Source organism: Janthinobacterium sp. MP5059B (assembly GCF_001758645.1).
In the GTDB taxonomy this organism is placed as follows: Bacteria; Pseudomonadota; Gammaproteobacteria; order Burkholderiales; family Burkholderiaceae_D; genus Janthinobacterium; species Janthinobacterium lividum.
In genome coordinates, this window is sequence record NZ_LRHX01000004.1 from 120,941 (window position 1) to 144,008 (window position 23,068).

At 64.1% G+C, this 23,068-nt stretch carries 21 protein-coding genes and 1 pseudogene; 18 read left to right on the plus strand and 4 right to left on the minus strand.

The genetic code is table 11. The features are described from left to right. Positions 1-3 precede the first annotated feature (3 nt). From JAB1_RS02900 to JAB1_RS02915, 4 genes are all read left to right on the plus strand, one after another. Positions 4-1,218 carry an AAA family ATPase gene (locus JAB1_RS02900; protein ID WP_139144421.1) on the plus strand — a complete coding sequence of 405 codons (1,215 nt, stop codon included), beginning with the start codon at positions 4-6 and terminating at the stop codon, positions 1,216-1,218. A 73-nt stretch (positions 1,219-1,291) separates the two neighbouring features. Then, positions 1,292-2,581: a CpaF family protein gene (locus JAB1_RS02905; protein WP_254671961.1), complete on the plus strand. Its 1,290-nt coding sequence runs from the start codon at positions 1,292-1,294 to the stop codon at positions 2,579-2,581. Positions 2,582-2,587: 6 nt separating this feature from the next. Continuing rightward, positions 2,588-3,556: a type II secretion system F family protein gene (locus JAB1_RS02910; protein ID WP_070278657.1), complete on the plus strand. Its 969-nt coding sequence runs from the start codon at positions 2,588-2,590 to the stop codon at positions 3,554-3,556. Positions 3,557-3,574: 18 nt separating this feature from the next. Beyond that, the gene (locus JAB1_RS02915) at positions 3,575-4,516 is read left to right on the plus strand and encodes a type II secretion system F family protein (protein ID WP_070278659.1); all 942 of its coding nucleotides are present in this window, start codon (positions 3,575-3,577) and stop codon (positions 4,514-4,516) included. 75 nt (positions 4,517-4,591) lie between these two features. Here the strand turns inward: JAB1_RS02915 and JAB1_RS02920 are convergent, their stop codons facing one another. After that, the gene (locus JAB1_RS02920) at positions 4,592-5,374 is read right to left on the minus strand and encodes an inositol monophosphatase family protein (RefSeq protein WP_034758799.1); all 783 of its coding nucleotides are present in this window, start codon (positions 5,372-5,374) and stop codon (positions 4,592-4,594) included. A gap of 195 nt (positions 5,375-5,569) precedes the next feature. On the opposite strand from JAB1_RS02920, the gene JAB1_RS02925 reads away from it, so the two are divergent. From JAB1_RS02925 to JAB1_RS30160, 12 genes and pseudogenes are all read left to right on the plus strand, one after another. Further along, positions 5,570-6,334, plus strand: coding sequence for an RNA methyltransferase (locus JAB1_RS02925; RefSeq protein WP_070278661.1), 765 nt, complete (start codon positions 5,570-5,572; stop codon positions 6,332-6,334). Beyond that, complete coding sequence (locus tag JAB1_RS02930; RefSeq protein ID WP_070278663.1) at positions 6,331-7,233, plus strand: LysR substrate-binding domain-containing protein; 903 nt, start codon at positions 6,331-6,333, stop codon at positions 7,231-7,233. Before JAB1_RS02925 ends, JAB1_RS02930 begins: the two co-directional genes overlap by 4 nt. A gap of 90 nt (positions 7,234-7,323) precedes the next feature. Then, complete coding sequence (locus tag JAB1_RS02935) at positions 7,324-8,529, plus strand: MFS transporter (protein ID WP_254671948.1); 1,206 nt, start codon at positions 7,324-7,326, stop codon at positions 8,527-8,529. Positions 8,530-8,605: 76 nt separating this feature from the next. Then, a complete protein-coding gene (locus JAB1_RS02940) occupies positions 8,606-9,130 on the plus strand; it encodes a hypothetical protein (RefSeq protein WP_070278665.1) in 525 nt (174 codons plus the stop codon). Positions 9,131-9,137: 7 nt separating this feature from the next. Beyond that, entirely contained in the window at positions 9,138-10,772 is a 1,635-nt protein-coding gene (locus tag JAB1_RS02945; RefSeq protein ID WP_070278667.1) for a GMC family oxidoreductase, read from the plus strand. Next, positions 10,769-11,728: an alpha/beta fold hydrolase gene (locus JAB1_RS02950; protein WP_070278669.1), complete on the plus strand. Its 960-nt coding sequence runs from the start codon at positions 10,769-10,771 to the stop codon at positions 11,726-11,728. The genes JAB1_RS02945 and JAB1_RS02950 overlap by 4 nt, the downstream gene beginning before the upstream one ends. Positions 11,729-12,029: 301 nt before the next feature. Continuing rightward, the gene (locus tag JAB1_RS02955; protein ID WP_070278679.1) at positions 12,030-15,668 is read left to right on the plus strand and encodes an EAL domain-containing protein; all 3,639 of its coding nucleotides are present in this window, start codon (positions 12,030-12,032) and stop codon (positions 15,666-15,668) included. A gap of 135 nt (positions 15,669-15,803) precedes the next feature. After that, the gene (locus JAB1_RS02960; protein WP_070278681.1) at positions 15,804-16,421 is read left to right on the plus strand and encodes a phasin family protein; all 618 of its coding nucleotides are present in this window, start codon (positions 15,804-15,806) and stop codon (positions 16,419-16,421) included. Positions 16,422-16,559: 138 nt separating this feature from the next. Beyond that, a pseudogene (locus JAB1_RS02965) lies at positions 16,560-17,233 on the plus strand (TetR/AcrR family transcriptional regulator). A gap of 41 nt (positions 17,234-17,274) precedes the next feature. Then, positions 17,275-18,048, plus strand: a complete 774-nt coding sequence (locus JAB1_RS02970; RefSeq protein WP_070278684.1) for a hypothetical protein — start codon at positions 17,275-17,277, stop codon at positions 18,046-18,048. Between the two features lie 11 nt (positions 18,049-18,059). Then, positions 18,060-18,605 carry a TIGR00730 family Rossman fold protein gene (locus JAB1_RS02975; RefSeq protein ID WP_034786386.1) on the plus strand — a complete coding sequence of 182 codons (546 nt, stop codon included), beginning with the start codon at positions 18,060-18,062 and terminating at the stop codon, positions 18,603-18,605. A 313-nt stretch (positions 18,606-18,918) separates the two neighbouring features. Continuing rightward, positions 18,919-19,515 carry a PEP-CTERM sorting domain-containing protein gene (locus JAB1_RS30160; RefSeq protein ID WP_052140476.1) on the plus strand — a complete coding sequence of 199 codons (597 nt, stop codon included), beginning with the start codon at positions 18,919-18,921 and terminating at the stop codon, positions 19,513-19,515. A 95-nt stretch (positions 19,516-19,610) separates the two neighbouring features. Here JAB1_RS30160 and JAB1_RS02985 read toward each other — a convergent pair whose 3' ends face one another. The 3 genes from JAB1_RS02985 to JAB1_RS02995 all read right to left on the minus strand — a co-directional run bounded on the left by JAB1_RS02985 (position 19,611) and on the right by JAB1_RS02995 (position 21,243). After that, a complete protein-coding gene (locus JAB1_RS02985; RefSeq protein WP_034758768.1) occupies positions 19,611-20,123 on the minus strand; it encodes a M48 family metallopeptidase in 513 nt (170 codons plus the stop codon). Positions 20,124-20,285: 162 nt separating this feature from the next. Beyond that, positions 20,286-20,669: a KGG domain-containing protein gene (locus JAB1_RS02990; protein ID WP_070278685.1), complete on the minus strand. Its 384-nt coding sequence runs from the start codon at positions 20,667-20,669 to the stop codon at positions 20,286-20,288. Between the two features lie 61 nt (positions 20,670-20,730). Continuing rightward, entirely contained in the window at positions 20,731-21,243 is a 513-nt protein-coding gene (locus tag JAB1_RS02995) for a phasin family protein (protein WP_070278687.1), read from the minus strand. A gap of 345 nt (positions 21,244-21,588) precedes the next feature. Between JAB1_RS02995 and purU the strand changes: the two genes are divergently transcribed. Then, positions 21,589-22,470: a formyltetrahydrofolate deformylase gene (gene purU / locus JAB1_RS03000; protein ID WP_034786194.1), complete on the plus strand. Its 882-nt coding sequence runs from the start codon at positions 21,589-21,591 to the stop codon at positions 22,468-22,470. A gap of 50 nt (positions 22,471-22,520) precedes the next feature. Next, complete coding sequence (locus tag JAB1_RS03005; protein ID WP_034786185.1) at positions 22,521-23,063, plus strand: YaeQ family protein; 543 nt, start codon at positions 22,521-22,523, stop codon at positions 23,061-23,063. Positions 23,064-23,068: the final 5 nt, after the last annotated feature.

The window sequence follows — 23,068 nt, forward strand, 5'->3', positions numbered from 1 at the left end:
ATCGTGAAAATCGCCATCCATTCCACTGATCAAAAAACGCTGTCCGAACTGGGCCTGCTGCTGCGCAGCCGCAACCGGCTCGACGAGATCAACGCGGGCGGCGAAACGCTGGAACCGCTGCAGGCGGCGCAATCGCTGCCCGACGTGCTGATCTTCGACCGCCCGTCGAACGACGGCGCCGACCTGGCCGCCATCGAGCGTCTCAGCAACCAGCATCCGCGCATGGCCTTCATCGTGCTGTGCCACCAGCAGGCGCCGGAATTCCTGCTGCAAGCCATGCGTGCAGGCGTGCGCGACGTGCTGCCGTTTCCCGCCGCGCCGGCCAGCCTGTATGCGGCGCTCGAACGCATCGAGGAAAAGCTGGAGCGGCGCGAACACGGCAACGGCAAGGTGCTGGCCTTCATCTCCTGCAAAGGCGGCAGCGGCGCCACCTTCATCGCCAGCAACCTCGGTTATGCGCTGGCCGCCGGCGGCCAGCAGCGCGTTGCCCTGATCGACATGAACCTGCATTTCGGCGACGCCTCGCTCTTCGTGTCCGAGAACAAGCCGCTGGCCACGCTGTCCGACGTCACGCGCGACATCCACCGGCTCGACGCCTCGTTCCTGGCATCGAGCATGCTGCACATCACGCCCAACTACAGCGTGCTGGCCGCGCCCGAGGATCCGGCCCACGCCAGCGAAGTGGCGCCCGAACACATCGACGCTGTCATCCGGCAAGCCAGGCGCCAGTACGATTTCATCGTGCTCGACGTGGGCCGCAACCTCGACGCCGTCAGCGTGCGCGCGCTGGACCACGCCGACATGATCTTTCCTGTCCTGCAGGCGACCTTGCCGTACATCCGCGATGGCAAGCGCCTGCTGGGCATGTTCCGCTCGCTCGAATACGCGAAGGAGAAGGTGCACATCATCGTCAACCGCCACGACAAGGGCGGTGAAATCCGTCTGCGCGACCTGGAAGCGGCGTACGGCACGGCGGTCTACCGCACCGTGCCGAATCATTACGCCTCGGCGGCCGCCTCGGTCAACCAGGGCGTGCCTATCCTGCAGCTCGACAAAGCCAGCCCGATCCCGAATCACCCGCTCGCTGCAGGAGTTCGCCGCCAAGCCTGGCCGGCGGCGCGGCCAGCACGGCGCGCCAGGGCTGGTTCGGCCGCGTCCTGCGGCGCGCTTGATCCACGCGCTGATCCCCATCCCAGAACAGGAGCATTTCATGGCTAGTTCCCCCATCGCCGCCTTGTCCATCCGCGAACGGCTCGGCAGCGCCAAGATCGCCGCGCTCGCGCCGCTACGCATGGCCACCATCGACAACCACGGCTACCGCGACCTCAAGCTGCGCATCCATGGGCTGCTGCTCGAACGGGTCGACCTGGAAAGCATGCAGCGCCTGTCGCAGGAGCGCATCCGCGAAGAATTGCGCGGCCTGGTCGAGCGCCTGCTGGACGAAGAGGCGGTGGTCATCAACGACGCCGAGCGCCGTAGCCTGACGCGCGACATCCAGCACGAGATGCTGGGCTTCGGGCCGCTCGAAACGCTGCTCTCGGATGCCAGCGTGTCGGACATTCTGGTCAATGGCCACAAGCAGGTGTATGTGGAGCGCGGCGGGCGCCTGGAGCTGACCGACGTCTGCTTCGACGATGACGCCCACCTGATGAAGATCATCGACAAGATCGTCTCGCGCGTGGGCCGGCGCATCGACGAATCGAGCCCCATGGTCGATGCGCGCCTGCCCGACGGTTCGCGCGTCAATGCCATCATCCCGCCGCTGGCCATCGACGGACCCGTGATGTCGATCCGGCGCTTCTCCGTCGATCCGCTGCGCCTGGCCGACCTGGTCGCCTACCACAGCATGACGGCCGAGATGGCCGAAGTGCTGCAGGGCCTGGGCAAGGCGAAGATGAATATCCTCATTTCCGGCGGCACGGGCAGCGGCAAGACCACCATGCTCAACGTGATTTCCGGCTTTATCGGCCAGACGGAACGCATCGTCACGGTGGAAGACGCGGCCGAGCTGCAATTGCAGCAGCCGCACGTGGTACGGCTGGAAACGCGGCCCGCGAATATCGAAGGCAAGGGCGAAGTGACGCAGCGGGCGCTGGTGCGCAATGCGCTGCGCATGCGCCCTGACCGCATCATCCTGGGCGAGGTGCGCGGCGCCGAGGCGCTCGACATGCTGGGCGCGATGAACACGGGCCATGAAGGCTCGATGGCCACCATCCACGCCAATACGCCGCGCGACGCCATCACGCGGCTGGAAAACATGATCAGCATGGCGGCGGCCAACCTGCCCAGCAAGGCCATCCGGCAGCAGATCAGCTCGGCCGTGTCGGTGGTGGTGCAAGTGTCGCGCCTGATCGACGGCAAGCGCAAGGTCACGTCGATCCAGGAAATCACGGGCATGGAAGGGGAGGTCATCACGATGCAGGAAATCTTCAGTTTCCGGCAGACGGGCGTGGCCGAGGGCGGCGCGGTGGTCGGGCATTTCTCGGCCAGCGGCATCCGCCCGCGCTTCCTCGATCGCCTGAACAGCTTTGGCATCGGCGTGTCTGCCGCCCTGTTCGAACCCACTGCGCCGGGGCGCTGATCCATCATGCTTTCCTATCTGGTCTATCTGTTCCTCTTCCTGGCCGTGCTGCTGCTGGTGGCTGGCGCCTGGCTGGCGTGGCAAGCGGCGCGGGGGGCGGGCGCGGCGCGGGTGGCGCGGCGCCTGCAGGGCATGTACACGGCCAGCGATGGCGAACAGGCGCTGTCGATCACCAAGCAGCGCCCGCTGAGCGCCCATGCCTTGCTGCACGGCGTGCTGGAAGGCTTGCCCGGCGCGCGGCGCCTCGATCAGCTGCTGCTGCAGGCGGGCATGCGCTGGTTCGTGGCCACTTTTCTGGGCTATTGCGCGCTTGGCGGGACGGCCGGCCTGCTGCTGGCCGGCGCGCTGCCCCTGCCATGGTATGTGCGCCTGGGCCTGGGCGTGGGTGGCGCCGCGCTGCCGTATCTGCTGGTGCGCCGCGCCAGGAGCAAGCGGCTGGTGCGCATCGAGCAGCAACTGCCGGACGCGCTCGACCTGATGAGCCGCGCCATGCGCGCCGGCCACGCCTTTCCCACCGCGCTGAAAATGGTGGGCGAGGAAATGACGGGACCGCTGGCCGACGAGTTCCGCGCCGTGTTCGACGAAGTCAGTTTCGGCGTCGCCATGGCCGATGCGCTGGGCAACCTGGCCGCGCGCGTGCCCAGCACGGACTTGCGCTATTTCGTCATCGCCGTGCTGATCCAGCGCGAAACGGGCGGCAACCTGACTGAATTGCTGAGCAGCATCAGCGCCATCATCCGCGACCGCCTGAAATTGCTGGGCCAGGTGCGCGTGCTGTCGGCCGAAGGGCGCATGTCGGCCTGGGTCCTGGGCTTGCTGCCGTTCGGCGCGGCGCTGATGATGCATTTGATGAATCCGCAGTTTATTGCCGTGCTGTACACGGATGGGGGCGGGCGCAAGATGGTCGGCGTATCGCTGGGCTTGCTGATGCTGGGCGTGATCTGCATCAGAAAAATTATCAATATCCGGGTATAAGATGAAAGAAAAGACACGATGGGCACGATGAGTGCGGCGCAGCTGGCTTTGCTGGGCCTGCTGTTCCTGATTGTCTTCGCGCTGGCCTTGCTGGTGTTGCGCCTGCTCACTGGCAGTGCCGTGCAGGAGCGGCTGCAGGCGCTGGGCGATGCCGGCGCCGGCGGCGATGGCGGGCGCCATGCCAGGCGGCGATGGCTGGTGCACGCCGTCAGCCTGACGCGTCCGCTGGCCAGGTTGTCGCTGCCGGACGAAGGCTGGGAAAGTTCGCCCATCCGCAGCCGCTTCGTCCATGCCGGCTGGCGCAGCCAGGCCGCGCCCGCGCTGTTTTACGCGGCCAAGACAGGCTTGTTCGTGGGCTTGCCGCTGCTGGCATATGTTCTGCTGCGCCAGGGCGGGCACAATATGCTGTTGTGGCTGGTCGCGGCGGCAGCCCTCGGTTACTACCTGCCCAATGTCTGGCTGTCGCACTGCCTGAAGCAGCGTCAGCGCGAAGTGTTCGAGACCTTTCCCGATGCGCTGGACCTGATGACGGTGTGTGTCGAAGCGGGGCTGGCGATGGATGCGGCGCTGGCGCGCGTGGCGCAGGAAATCGGCCTGAAAAGCGCCGTCCTGGCCGAAGAGCTGCAGTTGGTGACCCTGGAGCTGCGCGCCGGCAGCGCCAAGGACAAGGCCTTGCGCAATCTGGCCTTGCGCACGGGAGTGGACGATGTGGACGCGCTGGTGACCCTGCTGATCCAGGCCGAGCGCTTCGGCACGAGCATCGCCGCGTCGCTGCGCGTGCAATCCGACCAGCTGCGCACCAAGCGGCGCCAGCGGGCCGAGGAAACGGCGGCCAGGATCGCCCTCAAGCTGCTGTTTCCGCTGATCTTTTTCATCTTCCCATCGCTGATGGTGGTGCTGATGGGACCGGCGTTCCTGCAGATTTACCGCGTGCTGCTGCCGGCCATGCGCGGTAGCTGAGGACTGGCCGGGCCGAAAAAAAAGCTGCAGGAGTCGCCTCCGGCAGCTTTTGTTACATCAGACCGCGCCTGGCAATCAGGCGAATGGCGTCAAGAGGGTGATCATCTGGCCAAAGATCTTCGGGCTGGCGGCGATGACGTCGCCCTTGTACAGGTAGTCCGATTCGCCGGAAAATTCACCGACGATGCCGCCCGATTCCGTGATCATCAGGGCGCCGGCGGCGATATCCCAAGGCTTCAAGCCTTTTTCATAGAAGCCGTCCAGGCGGCCGCAAGCGACGTAGGCCAGGTCCAGCGCGGCCGAGCCGGCGCGGCGCACGCCCTGGCTGCGTTCGCCCATGATCGCGTACATCTTCAGGTATTCGTCCAGCGCGCGGGCGCTGCCGGCCACGTAGCCGGTGCCCAGCAGGGCGTTCGAGATGCGGTCCAGCTTGGTGACGCGGATGCGTTTTTCGTTCAGGTAGGCGCCGGCGCCCTTGGTGGCCGTAAACAGGTCGTTACGCACCGGGTCGTAGATGACGGCTTGCGTGACGACGCCTCGATGCGCGAGGGCGATCGAGATGCAGTATTGGGGGAAGCCGTGGATGAAGTTGGTGGTGCCGTCCAGCGGATCGATGATCCACTGATATTCATTCTCGTCGTGCGAGTTGGCGGAAGCTCCCGATTCCTCAGCCAGGAACGCGTGGTCCGGGTAGGCTTTGGACAGCACCTCGATGATGGCTTGTTCGGCCGCCTGGTCGACGTCGGTGACGAAATCGTTATGTTGTTTTTCCGTGACGACGACGCGGTCGAGGTCAAAAGAGGCGCGATTGATGACGGCGGCGCCGCGGCGGGCGGCTTTGATCGCCGTGTTGAGCATTGGGTGCATGTGAGCTTCCGTTAAAAGCACGCGACCGCCCAGCGTCGCCTTTCGGCGCCGGTACGATAGAGTGCAAGAATGAATTAAAGAGCGGAGCGGTGCCGAAGTGGTTAAAATCCCGGCCTGGAGTCAGCGTTTTGTGACTCCGTTTCCCGAAATTTCCTGTATCGATACCGCGCAATAGCGCTATTTTAAATGAATCTGCCCGAAATCAACACGTCTCTTTTCAAACGCCTGCGATTTATTCTTGTCGAAACTAGTCGCTCTGGCAACATTGGCGCCGTCGCGCGGGCCATGAAAACGATGGGTTTTTCCGATCTGGTGCTGGTCAATCCCCGCTTTCCCGATGCCTTGACGGACGCGGAAGCGGTGGCCTTCGCCAGCGGCGCGCAGGATATCCTGTCCGGCGCGCGCATCGTCGGCTCGATCGCCGAGGCGCTCGAAGGCTGCAATTACGCGGCGGCCGTCTCAGCCCGCCTGCGCGAATTTTCTCCGCCCGTCACGGCCCCGCGCGCCATCGCGGCCCAGCTGGCGGCCAGCGACGACTTGCACGCGGCCGTCATCTTCGGCAACGAGCGCTTCGGCTTGCCCAACGAGATCGTCGAGCAGTGCAATGTGCTGATCAACATCCCCGCCAACCCCGAGTATTCCTCGCTGAACCTGTCGCAGGCGGCGCAGGTCGTCGCCTATGAATGCCGCGTGGCGGCCCTCGGCGACGGGCAGATCGCCAGTCCCGTCGGTTTCCATGGCGACGCGGCCAGCCTGGCGCAGGTCGACGGCATGTACGCGCATCTGGAGCAGGCGCTGGTGGCCATCGACTTCCTCGACGCGGACAACCCGAAAAAACTCATGCCAAGGCTGAAACGCCTGTTTTCGCGCACGGGGCTGGAAACGGAAGAAGTCAATATCCTGCGCGGCATCGCCCGGCATATCCTGGCGGTGGCGAAAAAAGGCCCATGATAGAGACCCGGCTGCTGCGCCAGTTCATCGCCGTCGCCGAGGAACTCAATTTCCGCCGCGCGGCCGAACGGCTGCACATGGCGCAGCCGCCGTTGTCGCAGGCGATATTGCGGCTGGAAGAAGCGCTCGGCTATCCCGTATTCGAGCGCACGAACCGCAAGGTCAGCTTGACGCCGGCCGGCATGGCTTTCCTGGCCACGGCGCGCCAGGTGCTGGCCAGCCTGGAAGAGGGCGTGGCGGCCACGCGCCGCGTGGCGCAGGGCATCGAGGGCCACTTGCGCCTGAGCTTTATCCACATCACGCCGTATGCCCACGTATTGAATGCCTTGCGCGCGTTTCGCGCCGCTTCGCCCGCCGTGCAGTTCACCTTGCGCGAAGCGTCGACGCAGCAGCAGGTCGAGTGGCTGGAAAAAGGCGAGGTCGATATCGCCCTGCTGCGCGCGCCGGGACGCAGCACGCCGGGCTTGCGCTTCGAGCGCCTGTCCGGCGAAGACATCGTGATCGCGCTGCCGTCGAACCACCGCTGCGCGGGCCAGGCGCGCGTGGATCTGGCGGACCTGGCCGGCGACGATTTCGTCGCTTCGCCGCGCGACCTGGGCCAGGGTTTCCACGATCAATTGGCCAGCCTGTGCCTGCACGCGGGCTTCGTGCCGCGCGTGGCGCAGCAGGCGCGCCGTTTGCAAACGGTGCTGGGACTGGTGGCTGCCGGCTTCGGCGTGGCGCTGCTGCCAGCCAGCCTGGCCGCCTGCGCGCCAGCGGGCGTCGTCATGCTGCCGCTGCACAGCGATGCGCCCGAACCGTTGCGCCAGCTTGACCTGTACATGGCATGGGATCCGCAGCGCACATCCCTCGTGCGCGAGCGGCTGCTGGCGCAGCTGCGGCACTTTTCCGCCTATTGAGACTTTCAAAGTCTCGTTTCAAGATAAATAAGATATTTTACAGATGGTGAACGAGGGGCCAGCATGGCGTTTTGATTGTCAGGAACTGCCATGTCCACCATGTCCTCGCGCACTGTGCTGCCGTCCGCCACGCTGCCACTCTCCATTTACCTGCTCTCCCTGTGCAGCTTTGCCTTCGGCTTGTGCGAATTCATCGCCGCCGGCCTGTTGACCCCCATGGCGCGCGACTTGCACGCCAGCGTGGCGGCGGCCGGCGGCGCCATCGCCGCGTACGCGCTGGGGGCGGCCATCGGCGCGCCCATCCTGACGGCCATGCTGGCGCGCCGGCCCGTGCGCCAGGTGCTGGTGGCCACCATGCTCGTGCTGGCGGCCGGCAGCGTGGCCATGGCGGCCGCGCCGGCACTGGGCGCGCTGCTGGGGGTGCGCTTTGCCGTCGGCCTCGCGCATGGCGTGTTCATGGCGGTGGCGTCGCATGCGGCCACCAGCCTGGTCGATCCGTCGCGTGCGGGACGCGCGCTGTCCATCGTCTGGCTGGGCCTGACCCTGGCGCTGGCCGGCGGCGTGCCGCTGGGGACGTGGCTGGGCGCCGTCTCGTCGTGGCGCTGGGTTTTCGCGGCCATCGGCGTGCTGGCCCTGTGCGGCGGCGCGGGCCTGCGCTTGGCCATGCCGGCAGCGCGCCAGCAGGCCGCCGCCGCATCGGCGCTGGCCAGCCTGCGCGCCATCCTGCAGCCGCCCCTGCTGCTGGCGGCCGGCGTGGCGGCGCTGGTCAGCGTGGCTACCTTCAGCTTTTTCACGTATGTCTCGCCTTTCCTGCTGCAGCTGGGCGGGCTCGATGCGGGCTGGCTGGGCGCCGCCATGCTGTGCTTTGGCGCGTGCGCCATCGGCGGCAACCTGCTGGGCGGCTGGTGCGCCGACCGTCCCCAGGCGCTGCGCTCCACCGTGCTGGCCCTGGCCGCGCTGGCGCTCAATCTGCTGGGGTTTTATCTGCTGCGCGCCCAGCCCCTGGCCATGCTGGCCCTGTGCGGCACCCTGGGCTTGCTGTTCTTTGCCCTCGTCACCCTGTCCACCATGCGGCTGCTACGCCTGGCGCAACGGCATTGCCCGGGCAGCGACGCCGTGGCGGCGGGCCTGAATATCGCCGCCTTCAATGCGGGCACGGCCTTTGGCGGCGCGCTGGGAGGTGCGCTGATCGTCGCTTTTGGCTTGCCCAGCATTGCCATCGGCGGCGCGCTGGCGGCGCTGCTGGCCATGCTGCTGCTATGGTTTCAGGCGCAAAAACTAGACTCTCCGCTCTAGTTTTTGCGTTCAAACGCCCACTGCCTTTGGCGTACACTGGCCTGCAAAAGGCGGTATAAAACAAGGGGATAGGGGTATGCAACGCAGATCGTTTCTGAAACTGGGCGTGCTCGGCGCCTGCGCGCTGGCCGCCGGAGGGGCGGCCTATCGCCTGGTGCGCGGGCCGGCGCCATCAGGCCGCTTCGTCCTCGATGGCGCGGCGCGCGCGGCGCTGGCGGCCATCGTGCCGGCCATGCTGGGCGAGGCCTTGCTGCCGCCGCAAGCGGCTGCGCGGGCCGCGGCGCTCGATGGCGCCATCGCCGGCGTGGACACGGCCATCCGTGGCTTGCCGCTGGCGGCGCAGCAGGAGGTGCAGGATTTGTTTGGCCTGCTGGCGCTGGCACCCGCGCGGCGCTTCGTCGCCGGCGTGCATGGCGGCTGGCGCGAAGCCGATCCCGCCCAGGTGGCCGCCTTTCTGCAGTCGTGGCGCACGCACCGCCTGGCCACCTTGCAGACGGCCTACCTGGCCCTGCACGATCTGATCCTCGGCGCCTGGTATGCCGATGCCGCCCACTGGGCCGCCATCGGCTATCCGGGACCGCTGCCCGAACTGAGCGCATAAGGCATCCATGAGCACATCTCCCATTCTTGATCCCATCGCCATCGGCGTGGCCAGCGGCTGGAACGTCACCGACGCCAGCACCGTGGCCGCCGACCGTACGCTGGAAGCCGACGTAGTCATCATCGGCAGCGGCGCCGGCGGCGGCGTGACGGCGGAAATCCTTGCGCTGGCCGGCCTCAAAGTGCTGATCGTCGAAGAGGGCGGCTTGAAGTCCTCGCAAGACTTCAAGATGCGCGAAGCGGACGCCTATCCCGCGCTGTACCAGGAATCGGCCGCGCGCAAGACGCGCGACAAGGCGATCAATATCCTGCAGGGGCGCACCGTGGGCGGTTCGACCACCGTCAACTGGACCTCGAGCTTCCGCACGCCGTCCGGCACCCTCGAATACTGGCGCAAGCATTTTGGCTTGTCCGGCTATTCCGTCGATGCCATGGCGCCGTGGTTCGCCATGATGGAAAAGCGCCTGCACGTGAGCGACTGGGCCGCGCCGCCCAATGAAAACAACGACTTGTTGCGCCGTGGCGCCACGGCGCTGGGCATTCCCACGGCCGCCATCCGGCGCAACGTGAATGGCTGCTGGAACCTCGGCTACTGCGGCATGGGCTGCCCGACCAACGCCAAGCAGTCGATGCTGGTGACGACGATCCCGTCGGCGCTGGCGCTGGGCGCGGGCCTGCTCGTGCATGCGCGCGCCGAGCGTTTCAGCTTCAAGGGCGAGCGCATCGACAGCCTGCAGGTGACGGCGCTCGACGCCGCCGGGCAGGTGCCGACGGGCGTGCGCCTCACGCTGCGCGCCAGACATTTCGTGCTGGCCGGCGGCGCCATCAACTCGCCGGCGCTGCTGTTGCGCTCGCAGGCGCCGGATCCGCATGGCTTGCTGGGGCGGCGCACCTTCCTGCATCCGACGGTGATCTCGGCGGGCCTGTTCCCGCAGCGCGTCGACGCCTATGCGGGCGCGCCGCAGACGATTTATTCCGACCATTTCCTGCACGCGGCGCCCATCGATGGTCCCATCGGCTACAAGCTCGAAGCGCCGCCGCTGCATCCGCTGCTGATGGCCACCACCATGGGCGGTTTCGGCGATGAACACGCGCGCACCATGCGCGAATTCCCTCATGCGCATGGCTTGCTGGCCCTGCTGCGCGACGGCTTTCACCATGATTCGGCGGGCGGCACGGTATCGATCGACAGCTCCGGTGCGCCCGTGCTCGACTATCCGCTCACGCCTTTTATGTGGGATGGCGTGCGGCGCGCGCTGCTGTCGATGGCGGAAATCCAGTTCGCAGCCGGCGCGAAAAGTGTCTATCCCGTGCATGAAATGGCCAGCCATTACACCAGCTGGGCGCAGGCGAAGCAGGCCATCGGCGATTTGCCGATGAAGGTGCTGCTGGCGCGGGTGGTGTCGGCCCACGTGATGGGCGGCTGCGCCATGTCGGACGATGCGCGCCTGGGCGTGACGGGTGCCGATGGCCGCTACCACGGCGTGCGCAATTTGTCCGTGCACGACGGCTCGCTGTTGCCCACGTCGATAGGCGCCAATCCGCAATTGACGCTGTATGCGCTGGCCGCGCGCCTGGCCAGCGGCCTGGCGCGGGAGCTGACGGGCAAACCGGCGCCTGTGCCCGTTCCAGCGCCAGCATGATCGCACGCATACTCAAGTGGCTGATGCTGCTGCAAGTGCTGGCCGTGCTGGGGTTGGCGTACCTGGCCATGCAGGCGTGGGGCGTGGCTTCGCCGGTGCAGGCCGTGTTGCTGGCGCTGGCCATGCTGCTGGCCGTGCGCGCGCTGGTCGTGGCGCGCAATTTTTGGCAGAGCCGGCGTCTGGGCAGCCCCGTGCCACAGGAATATCAATTGGGTGTGCGGGGTGCCGCGCGGCTGTTCCTGGGCGAACTGCGCGCCACCCTGTGGGCCTCGTCATGGGGCATGCTGCGTCCGCGCCTGCATGCGCTGGACGCCGCCACGGCTTCCCGGGGCTTGCCGGTGCTGCTGATCCACGGCTATGTGTGCAACCGCGGCTACTGGGCGCAACTGAGCCGCCAATTGGCGCGGGCCGGCATCGTGCACGATGGCGTCGACCTGGAGCCCATCGGCGCCGATATCGAGCAATTTGTGCCCCAAGTGGAGCAAGCCATCACCGAGCTGCGCGCCCGCACGGGCAGCGATCGCGTGATTCTCGTCGCCCACAGCATGGGTGGCCTGGTGGCGCGCGCGTGGCTGCGCCGGCATGGCGCGCGGCGTGTCGCCCGCATCATCACCATCGGCACGCCGCACCACGGCACGGCGCTGGCCAACCTGGCGGCAGGCGCGAATGCCCGGCAGATGAGCCGTATCCATGGTGCCCCGGACGCCTGGCTGGCGCAGCTGGCCGCCAGCGAGACGCCGGCAACGCGCGCCCTGATCATCTCGATGTACTCGCATCACGACAATATCGTCGCGCCGCAGTCGTCCGCGCAGCTGCCCGGCGCGCGCAATCTGGCCTTCGGCGGCATCGGCCACGTGGCGCTGGCCAGCGATGCGCGCGTGCTGCGTCAGCTGCTGGAAGAAATCACTATCAAGACCGAAGTCGCCCAGCCTCCGTCTTGCCCGCATTTTTCTTGAGTCCTGTTGTGTTTTGTCTGCATGGCAAGACTGTCTGTTTTGACTCTGCTGTTGCCCCTGTTTAACAACGCCATGGGCAGATAATGCTGTTTTCCGCTGGCGTACTGTATTAAGCTAAGGTCAGAAGGGCAGCGGGAAAAATTGTTCCTGAGGCCGCTTGCGCCGTTCTGCAGACGTCCGGCGGCCAGATTTTTCTCAGGATCTATGGCAAGATATTGTAGGATTGTTATGTAGCCCGCGCATGCGAAAAGTTGAACGCAGGCAGAAAATGAGTCCATGCAGTTTTTATTGGGGGCGCTAATTGTCCGCACGTATCCTGATTATTGAAGATAACGCCACCAATATGGAATTGATGGTGTATTTGCTGCGTGCCTTCGGGTACACGCCGCTGGCCGCCTATGACGGCGAAGAGGGCGTGCGCATGGCGCGCAGCGAATTGCCGGACTTGATCATATGCGACGTGCATTTGCCCAAGCTCGATGGCTATGGCGTGGTGGCCGAGCTGAAGAAAGATCCGCAGCTGCGCAATATCCCGGCCCTGGCCGTGACGGCGCTGGCCATGGTGGGCGACCGCGAACGTCTGCTTGAAGCGGGTTTCAATGGCTACATCGGCAAGCCGATCGAGCCCGACCTGTTCGTCGCGGAGCTGGAATCTTTTTTACCCGGGGCGCCGTCGACGCCAGTTAAAAACGACATAGCCACCATCCTGATCGTCGATGATCATGTGCTGAACCGCGAATTCCTGACCGCTTTGCTTGGTTACGGCGGCCACCGCCTGCTGGAAGCGGCGAATGGCGCCGACGCGCTGGAAATCCTGCGCACCGAGCGGCCGGACCTGATCATTTCCGACATCCTCATGCCGAACATGGACGGCTACGAATTCGTCACGCGCGTGCATGCCGATCCCGTGCTGACCGACGTGCCCATCATTTTCTATACGGCCACCTACCGCGAACAGGAAGCGATCTTGCTGGCGCAGGCGTGCGGCGTGCGCTGGGTGCTGCCCAAGCCGTCCGACCCCGAAGTCATCGTGCGCACGGTGAACGAGGCGCTGGGACTGATGCCGGCAGGGCCGCAGGTGCCGGCAGCGCCGGAGGCCAGCGGCGCCGCGGCGCCTCCCGCCACGGGCAAGCTGGCCGGCATCGAGCACCAGGTCAGCGGCTACCTCGACGAACTCGAATCGAGCAGCCTGCAGATTTCGCAGCTGGCCAGCCAGCGCGAGGGCCAGGCCGTCATCCCCGAAGACCTGGGCGTCATGACGGAGCGCCTGTCGCGCTCGCTGTCGAGCCTGCAGGCGGTGAGCCTGCGCCTCACGGCCCTGATCGAACTGGGCATCGAGCTGGGCGCCGAACGCGATCCGCGCGCCCTGATCGAGGCGGGCTGCAAGGTGGCGCAGAATATCTGCGTCTCCAAGTACGCCTGCATCGGCATGCTGGAAGAGGGCGCCGAAAAGCTCAGCTATTTTTCCTCGTGCGGCGCCGAGAAAAACCTCGAGCGCATCGCCAGCACACCGCGCACGGGCATCCTGAACCGCTTGCTGGAACAGCGCCAGCCCTACCGGGTCAACGGCTTGAAGGGCGACCCTGGCGCGCTGGGCCTGCCCGACACGCACCCGCCCGTGCATTCCTTTCTGGGCGTGGCCATCGCCTCGCGCGAGCGCAGCCACGGCTGGTTGTACCTGGTCGACAAGCTGGGCGCGAATGAATTTTCCGAAGTCGACGAGCGCGTCGCCGCCACGGTGGCGGCGCAGATCGCCGTCGCCTACGACAACCTGCTGCTGTACGACGAGATCAAGCGCCACCATGAGCAGCTGACCCTGGACATGGCGGCGCGCATCCGCCTCGATGAAGACTTGCGCCGCTTCCGCCTGGCGATGGATGCCACGGCCGACGCGATTTTCCTCGTCGACCGCGCCGGCATGTGCTTCGTCGACGTCAACCAGACGGCTTGCCGCATGCTCGGTTTCGAGCGCGAGGATTTTCTGCGCGTGGGGCCGGGCCGCGCGCACGAGGGCGAATCCCAGCTGGAAGAGCTGTACAACAAGCTGCTGGCCGGCGACCAGGGCGGCCCGATGACGGAGTTGCAGCTGCAGCGCAAGGACGGTTCGCCGCTGTCGGTGGAAGTGCAGCGGCGTACCCTGCGCTCGGGGCAGAGCTGGATCCTGGTGGCCGTGGCGCGCGACATCACCGAGCGCAAGGATGCCGAGCACCGCCTGATGAAGCTGGCGCATTTCGATACCTTGACGGGCTTGCCGAACCGCAGCCAGTTCTACGCCTCGCTGACCCATTCGCTGACCCAGGCATCCGAGCACCAGTGGGCCGTGGCCGTGCTGTTCATGGATATCGACCGCTTCAAGAATATCAACGATACCCTGGGCCACACCATCGGCGACGATCTGCTGCGCCAGTTTTCCAGCCGCCTCGTCGATTGCCTGCGCGTGCGCGATACCATCGGCCGCTTTGGCGGCGATGAATTTGCCACCATCCTGGTACTGCCCGATGGCGCCCAGCATGCCGTGGGCGTGGTCGACAAGATCCGCGAGGCGATGCGCAAGCCCTTCGACTTGCAGGGCCACGAGGTGACGGTGACGGTCAGCATCGGCATATCCGTGTATCCCGACGATGGCGTCGATGCGGACACGCTGATTCAATATGCCGACACGGCCATGTACCGCGCCAAGGAAGCGGGCCGCGACGCCTTCCGCTTCTTCACGGCGGAAATGAATGCGCAGTCGATGGCGCGGCTGGACATGGAAAACGCCCTGCGGCGCGCCATCGACAACGAGGAATTCGTGCTGTTCTTCCAGCCCAAGGTGAATATCATCTCGGGACGCATCAGCGGCGCCGAGGCGCTGATACGCTGGCGCCGCCCCGGCCACGGCATGGTCTCGCCGGCCCTGTTCATCCCCCTGCTGGAAGAAACCGGGCTGATCGTGCGCGTCGGTAACTGGGTGCTCGACGAAGCCTGCAGGAAGATCAGCGAGTGGGGCGCCAGCAGCATCGGGCCCGTGCACCTGTCGGTCAACGTGTCGGGCATCCAGTTTTTCGTCGGCGGCCTGGAAGAGGAGGTGCTCAAGGCGATCCGCAAATACGATATCGCGCCCGAGCTGCTGGAGCTGGAGCTGACGGAAAGCTCGCTCATGTCGAACGCCGAGGAAACCATCGCCGTGCTGCGCAACCTGAAGGCGCTGGGCATCCAGATTTCCATCGACGATTTCGGCACCGGCTATTCCAGCCTGGCCTACCTGAAGCGCTTCCCCATCGACAAGCTGAAGATCGATATCGCCTTCGTGCGCGAAGTGACCAGCAATCCGGACGACGCGGCCATCGTGCTGGCCATTATCAGCATGGCGCACAGCATGAAGCTGGAAGTGATCGCCGAAGGCGTGGAAAACGATGCGCAGCTGGCCTATTTGCGGCGCCACGGCTGCGACGAGATGCAGGGTTATTACTTCAGCCGTCCCGTGCCGCACGAGGAATTCGAACAGATGCTGATGGGCGGCAAGCTGTTGCAGGCGCCGCAGGATGCCGGTGGCGAAGAGCAGCAAACCTTGCTGATCGTCGACGACGATGTCTTCATGCTCGATGTGCTCAGCGACTTCCTGGCGCAGGACGGCTACCGCATCCTCACGGCGCAGACGGCCGCCGAAGGCTTCGACATCCTGGCGCGCCACAAGGTGCAGGTGATCCTGTGCGACCAGTGCATGCCGCTCATGAGCGGCACCGAATTCATGGAGCGGGTCAAGCACCTGTGTCCCGACACCTTCCGCATCATGCTGTCGGCCTTTGCCGACCTGACGCCCATCATGGCGGCCATCAACCGCGGCGCCGTCGACCGCTTTTATACCAAGCCGTGGAAAGGCGCCGTGCTGCGCGAGAATATCCGCGAAGGCTTCCGCCTGCACAAGCTGCTGCATGGCCAGGTGAAGGCGGCGGCCTAGGTTCTGGCCGCCGCGTGCGCTGGCGCACCTTGAGCAGCCGCTTTCTATCGAATTAGACCCCCGTCTCTAGTTTTGCTCACTAGAATAAAACGCATCCATGAAGTGGCATGGCCTTTCACATGACGGGAGCTGGCGATGGTGAAGAAATTGAAGGAACCGACGGAAGACAAGGAATTGGCAAGCGCCGTGCGCTCGTCCGCGCAGCAGATCTGGCAAGCGGGCCTCGGTGCCTTTGCCAAGGCGCAGGAAGAGGGCGGGCGCGTGTTTTCCAAGCTGGTAAAGGAAGGCACGGAATTCCAGAAGCGCGCCGAAGACAAGGTGGCCGGTGTCAGCGACAGTGTCAGCAAGCTGGCCGATGGCGTGGGCAAGCAGGCCAGCGGCTCCTGGGACAAGCTGGAACAGGTGTTTGAAGAGCGCGTCGCGCGCGCCCTGGCCACCATCGGCGTGCCCACGCAACAGGACCTCGCCGCGCTGCACGCGCAGATCGATGCCTTGAGCCGGCAAGTGGCGGCGCTGTCGGCCAAGGCCGCGCCGGCGCCCGGGCCGAAGGCTGCGGCCAAGCCCGCCGTGAAGGCGGCGCCGAAAGCCGCACCGAAAACCGCGCCAAAAACCGTACCGAAAACGGCCGTCGCCAAGGCCACGGCCAAGCCGGCAGCCAGGGCCGCGCCGCGCGCCGCAGCCAAACCGGTGAGCAAGCCGCTGAGCAAACCGGCGGCGAGACCGGCGGCGAAGAAAAAAGCGCCGGCCGCCTGAGCTGGCGCCGCATTCCTCCAGCCTGCTCGCGCAGGCTTTTTTTTGCCTGCGTTTTTCGCCGGCGGCCAGGGGCGGAGTGTTTCATTATGGCTATTTTAGGTGGTATGCTTGAGGCAGAACACAGAGAGATTGCCCGCCATGCTACAAAAAGCACCACGCCGTACCCGCGAACGCATCCTGGAGTTGTCGCTGCGCCTGTTCAATGAGTTTGGTGAGCCGAATATCACGACGACCGTGATTGCCGAAGAGATGAACATTTCGCCCGGCAACCTGTATTACCACTTCCGTAACAAGGACGACATCGTCAATTCGATCTTCGTCCAGTTCGAGGCGGAAATCGAACGCATCCTGACCGTGCCCGACGGTCGCCGCTCGAATATCGAGGATGTCTGGCTGTATTTGCACCTGATGTTCGAACTGATCTGGCGCTACCGCTTTTTTTCTATCGCGACCTCAATGATTTGCTGTCGCGCAACCGCAAACTGGAATTGCACTTCAAGCTGATCCTGGCGCACAAGATCAAGGTGGCCACACAGCTGTGCGAAGACTTGCGCAGCGAACAGTCGCTGGAAGCGTCGGACATGGAAATTGCTGCGATGGCGACGAATATGGTGGTTGTCGCCACCTACTGGCTGTCGTACGAGTATGTGCGCAACCCGCGCAAGTACAGCGAGCAGCAATCGATGTCCGATGCGCTGGCGCGCGGCTGCTACCAGGTGCTGTCCCTGATCGGCCCGTATCTGCGCAATGAAACGCATTTGCTGTTTCGCAAACTGTCGGAAGAGTACGTGACGAAACTCAAGAACGACTGACGCGGCTGCTGGCGCCACGTCGCTATTTACAGGAGAGATATATGGCTTGGAAACAATTCCCCTATCCGGACGAGGCATATGTCTACACGCCGCAAACCCTGGAAGCGGCCTGGCCGCGTCTGCATGCGGGCGACGTGGAACCCTTTCCCACGCACTCTGCGCTGGTGCAAGCCTGGCTGGCCTTCCATGCGGGCGACTTCGAGCGCGCCGTGAAGCTGGGCCTGGCCATCGGCGTGCCCGGTTATGCGGTGGCGCACAAGGCGACCTGCATCTACGCCACGCACCTGGAAGTGGACGACAGCCGGAAACTCGACATGTACGAAGAAGTCGCGGAGCGCTGCGAGCGCCAGCAGAGCGAGCAGCCGGACAATCCGGCCGGCTACTACTGGCATGCCTACAGCCTGGGCCGTTATGCGCTGGGCACGTCCGTCGTCAAGGCCCTGGCGCAGGGCATGGGCGCGCGCGTGCGCAACAGCCTGGACCGCACGATGACGGTGGCGCCCATGCATGCGGAAGCGCATATCGCGTTTGGGATTTATCATACGGAAATTATCGACAAGGTCGGCGCCATGATAGGCAGCCTGACCTACGGCGCCAACAAGGAAGACGGCTATCAGCACTTCAAGACGGCACTGGCCCTGACGCCGTATTCGGCGCTGGCGCACAGCGAATATGCGCGCGCCTTGAATATGCTCGACGGAAAGAAAAAGCTGGCGGAAGCGCTGGCACTGTATGAAAAGGCGGCCGAGTGCGAGGCACTGGACGCCAAGGAGCGCCTCGAGGTCGAGGCGGCGATCGATGAATTGAAAGGGTAGGGATTACTGTGATCAAGGCTTTATGTGTGTACTGTGGCGCCAATGCGGGCGTCTCGCCGGACTATGCCGTGGCGGCGCGCGAACTGGCGCGCGTGCTGGTGGCGGAAAATATCTCGCTCGTATATGGCGGCGGCAAGGTGGGCCTGATGGGCGTGATCGCCGATGAAGTGCTGCGCCTGGGCGGCGAAGTGACGGGCGTGATTCCCACCCAGCTGGTCGAGCGCGAAGTGGGCCACACGGGCTTGACGCGCCAGTTCATCGTGAAGGACATGCATGAGCGTAAGGCGATGATGGCCAGCCTGTCTGACGCCTTCATCGCCATGCCCGGCGGCTATGGCACCCTGGAAGAGCTGTTCGAGATGCTCACGTGGGCCCAGCTGGGCTTGCACGCCAAGCCCATCGGCTTGCTCAATGTCGACCGTTTCTATGATGGCTTGATCGCTTTCGTGCAAAACGGCAAGGAACAGGGCTTTATCCGCCCGCAGCACGCGGCGTTCCTGAATGCCGACGCCGATCCTGCCGCGCTGGTGCAGCGCCTGAAGGAGTGCGCGCCGTAATCTTTCCTTATAGAAATTGACAGGGAGCCATGCACTGTGCAGTGCATGGCTTTTTTTATTTCTACACGGAAAAATTGATCGCGCTCAATGATTCAATTGATAAATATATGTCCATAATATTTCTCTCCATGCATGTTATTTTGAAAATGAAGATGCTTTTTAATTATGGTTGTGGTCTACTTGTCCTGTTCAAAAGTTAGGACTATCGGACACCCGTGAGCGCGACAAGACTCCTAAAAAACGGTGCCGAGCCATTTCAAGTTGCCACAGCCACGCTACTTCATCATCTCGAAAGGATGCTATTTTGAAACCTATGACCCTCTTGCGCGCGACCGCTGTCGCCGCCATTCTTGCAGCCGCTGGCGGTGCTCAGGCGCAGACGACGACGATCGGCTTCGATTCGCTCGAACATCCCGGCTACTTTGGTTCCGTATTCAATTCCTACTCCGAAGGCGGCTATAACTTTGACAGCAGCTTCTTGGGCCTGTTGAGCTCGGCACATCAGGATAGCTTCGCCTATGCCGGCTCGGCCGGCCTGGGTGCGACAGCCCTGTCGACAACGACCTTGTCGCGCGCCGATGGCGCCGCTTTCTCGCTGAGCTCGATCAGCCTGGCCGATTTCGTGAGCTTGCCTGGTTCCTTCGATGTGACCTTTGTCGGCCACCAAGTGGGCGGCGGCACGGTGACCCAGACCTTCAGCCTTGGCGGCGGCCACACCTTTGCCGATTACACGTTTACGGGTTTCAGCAATCTGCTGTCGGCATCGTGGAAGGAAGGCGCCTTGCACACCTTCCAGGTTGACAATATCTCCGCCACTGTCAGCGCCGTACCGGAACCGGCCACCTACGGCATGCTGCTGGGCGGACTGGGCCTGCTGGGCTTCATGCTTCGCCGCAAGAACGCCGCCTGAGCCTGAACATGGTGCCGGCCATGCCGGCGCATACGTAACAATGCCGCCCAGTGGATGCCGGGCGGCATTGTTACGTGGACTTCATGACCTTGACTTCATGACCACAGGCGCTGGCCTGACAGGTCGAGCTGGGTCAGGTACAGGCGCACGTCGAATTCATACTGGTGGTATTGCGGTTCCATATACGTGCACAGCTTGTAGAACGCCTTGTCATGCTGCTTTTCTTTTACATGCGCCAGTTCGTGCACGGCGATCATGCGCAGGAATTCCAGCGGCACTTCCTTGAACATGGTGGCCACGCGGATTTCATGCTTGGCCTTGAGCTTGCCGCCCTGCACGCGCGAGATCGAGGTATGCAAACCCAGCGCATGCTGGATCACATGGATCTTGCTGTCGAACGCCACCTTGTTGATGGGTTCGGCATTGCGCAGGAATTCATTCTTCAAGTCCTGCACATACTGGTATAACGCCTTGTCGTTGCGCACATCGTGCGCGTTCGGATAGCGTTTCAACAGGACGTCGCCCAGCTTGTCTTGCGCGATCAGTTGCTGCACTTGTGCTTGCGTTTGTTCGGAATAGGCGCTCAGGTATTTCAGGGATGGCTGCATGCGGGGAAGGGCGGGGCGGGGCGCGGAGGTGTCGGTAAGGCGAGAATGTACCATACCGCCGCGCCCCGTGCTGCGCCAGCCCTTGCGCGGGGCCGCCGGGACCGTCCTGTGCCTTCGTCAAGCCGCGCTGCCGGGTAATCCCGGTCAGCCCGTCAGCCCGGATCAGCCCTTGTCGTCTTCTTCCTTGTCACCCTGCCGGCCAAGGTTGCCGCTGCGCGCCGCCGTGCCGCCGCGGTTTTCATTGGCGCGCTGGGCCGATTGCCGGCTTTCGCCGCCCTTGCGGCCTATTTCCGCCATGTGTACACGGTTGCGGCTGACGGCTTCGCCGCCTTTCTGCCCGGCCCGGCGCGCTTCCTCCGAGTCGAATTCATGCGCCGTGCCCTTTTGATGGGCTGCCTGGCCGCCCTTGCTGGCAATTTCGCGTTGCTGCTCCTCGTTCATGGCGGCAAAGCCGCGCTTGCTCGTGCCTTTGGCGCTGCCCGATTCGCTGGCTTTCTGGCTGCTGCCAGCGCCTTTGCCCTGTTCATTACCTTGATTGTTAGCCATGTCGCTCTCCTTGCTATCGAGTGGGGGTCCAGTGTTCAACTCACGTGTTTAACTCAAGTCTTCAATGCGCCTGATCGGATTGCCTGCCGGTATCGCGGCTGTGGCCGGCGCCATCGCGGTGGCCTGCGGCGTGCATTTTTTCGATCATTTCACGCTGGCGCTGCGTGGCTTTTTCCGTTTCCTCGGCCGTCTTGCGCACCACTTCGTCAGCGAAGGCCACGGCCGTGCGGCTCGCTTCGGGCAGGTGGTTCTCTGCCGTGCGGTTCATCTCGACATTGGCGTTGGCGACGAGGTTGCCGAGTTGCTGCTGGTACTGGCGCAGCTTGTTGCTGCACGGCTGCAGCTGGGCAGCAGCCAGCGACATGAACTCGCCCGTGTCGCGCGCACACAGCAGTTGCTGGCTGGCGTTGCTCCATTCCTGCAGCAAGTCTTGCGCCAGCCGCAGATGCAGCTCGCTCAGTTGCTGCGCCGTATCGAACATCTTGCGCGATAGTTCCGTGGCGAAATTGCACTGGGCCTCCAGATGGGACTTCAGGGCGGGGCTGAAACTGGGGGACATACTGGTTGTGAACATGTTCTACCTCAATGAAAAGCGGATCCAGGAAACACCCGGTGTACCGGATGCGGCGTATGGTGCAACAAGCAAAGGGATAGACGCCGGATGGTGTGCCAGGTTCCACGCGAGATGCCGGTTTGGCGCGAGAATGGGGCCTGGCAGGGGGGAAAACGCGATGGTTTTGCGCCAGATCAAATGAACGTGAATCAGCTTGCCGCCGCCGGCAGCCATGCTGCTTGTGTGGAAAATGCAGGTTTACAGGCCCGGCCGTGCGACAATAGCCGGCTCGCGGCAGCGCAGCCGATGGCCGGCGCGCGTGGCTGAGCCGAGCATAGCCCACCTTTTTTGCCTTATTCCGCGACCATGACGCATCCCGAATACATCCTGACCCTGTCCTGCCTGGACCAGCGCGGCATCGTGCACCGCGTGTCCGGCTTCCTGGCCGAACGCGGCTGCAACATCCTCGATTCCGCCCAGTTCGGCGACCAGGAATCCCAGCTGTTCTTCATGCGCGTGCATTTCGCGCTGGAAGACGGCGCCGTCAGCGACGCCCAGTTGCGCAGCGACTTCGCCGACCTGTCGCAAGCCATGCAATTGAACGGCCCCTTCCACGGCCAGTTGCACGATGCGCGCGTCAAGCCGCGCGTGATGCTGATGGTGTCGAAGATCGGCCATTGCCTGAACGATTTGCTGTTCCGCTACAAGAGCGGCTTGCTGAACGTGGAAATTCCCGCCATCGTGTCGAACCACATGGAGTTCTACCAGCTGGCGGCCAGCTACAATATTCCCTTCCATCACCTGCCGCTGGCGGCCGGCGCGCCGGAAGCGGCCAAGCTGGCGCAGGAAGCGAAGATCATCGACTTGATGGACACGCACAAGATCGACCTGGTGGTGCTGGCCCGCTACATGCAGATACTGTCGCCGGGCCTGTGCCAGGCGCTCGATGGCCGCGCCATCAATATCCACCATTCCTTCCTGCCCAGCTTCAAGGGCGCCAAGCCGTATGCGCAGGCGCATCACCGCGGCGTCAAGCTGATCGGCGCGACGGCCCACTTCGTCACGGGCGACCTGGATGAAGGCCCGATCATCGAGCAGGACGTCGAGCGCGTCGACCATGCGATGGATGCCGAGACCCTGACGGCCATCGGCCGCGACGTCGAGTGCGTGGTGCTGGCGCGCGCCGTGAAATGGTTCGTCGAGCACCGCATCCTGAAAAATGGCGACAAGACCGTGGTTTTCCGCTGATACCTTCGCCCGTACAATATTGACATCCACTTTACCGAGACAGAAACACGATGGCCCTCAAAGCAACAATTTTCAAAGCCGATCTGCAGATCGCCGACATGGACCGCAATTACTACCAGGATCACGCGCTGACCCTGGCGCGCCACCCGTCCGAGACGGACGAGCGCATGATGGTGCGCCTGCTGGCGTTCGCCATCCACGCCGACGAGGCGCTGACCTTCACCAAGGGCCTGTTCGATACGGAAGAGCCCGACCTGTGGCAGAAAGACTTGACGGGCGCCATCCAGCTGTGGATCGAAGTGGGCCAGCCAGACGAAAAGCGCATCCTGAAGGCCTGCGGCCGTTCGGAACAGGTGATCGTCTACAGCTATGGCGCAACCAGCCACATCTGGTGGAAGCAGATCGCGAATAAACTGGAACGGGCGAAGAACTTGACCGTGATCAACCTGCCATCCGAGGCGGCGCAAGACATGAGCAAGCTGGCGCAGCGCAGCATGCAGCTGCAATGCACGATCCAGGATGGCCAGATCTGGCTGACGGACAGCGTCAACACGGTCCTGATCGACCGCGAACCGGTGAAGCCGGCCCGCTGATTTTT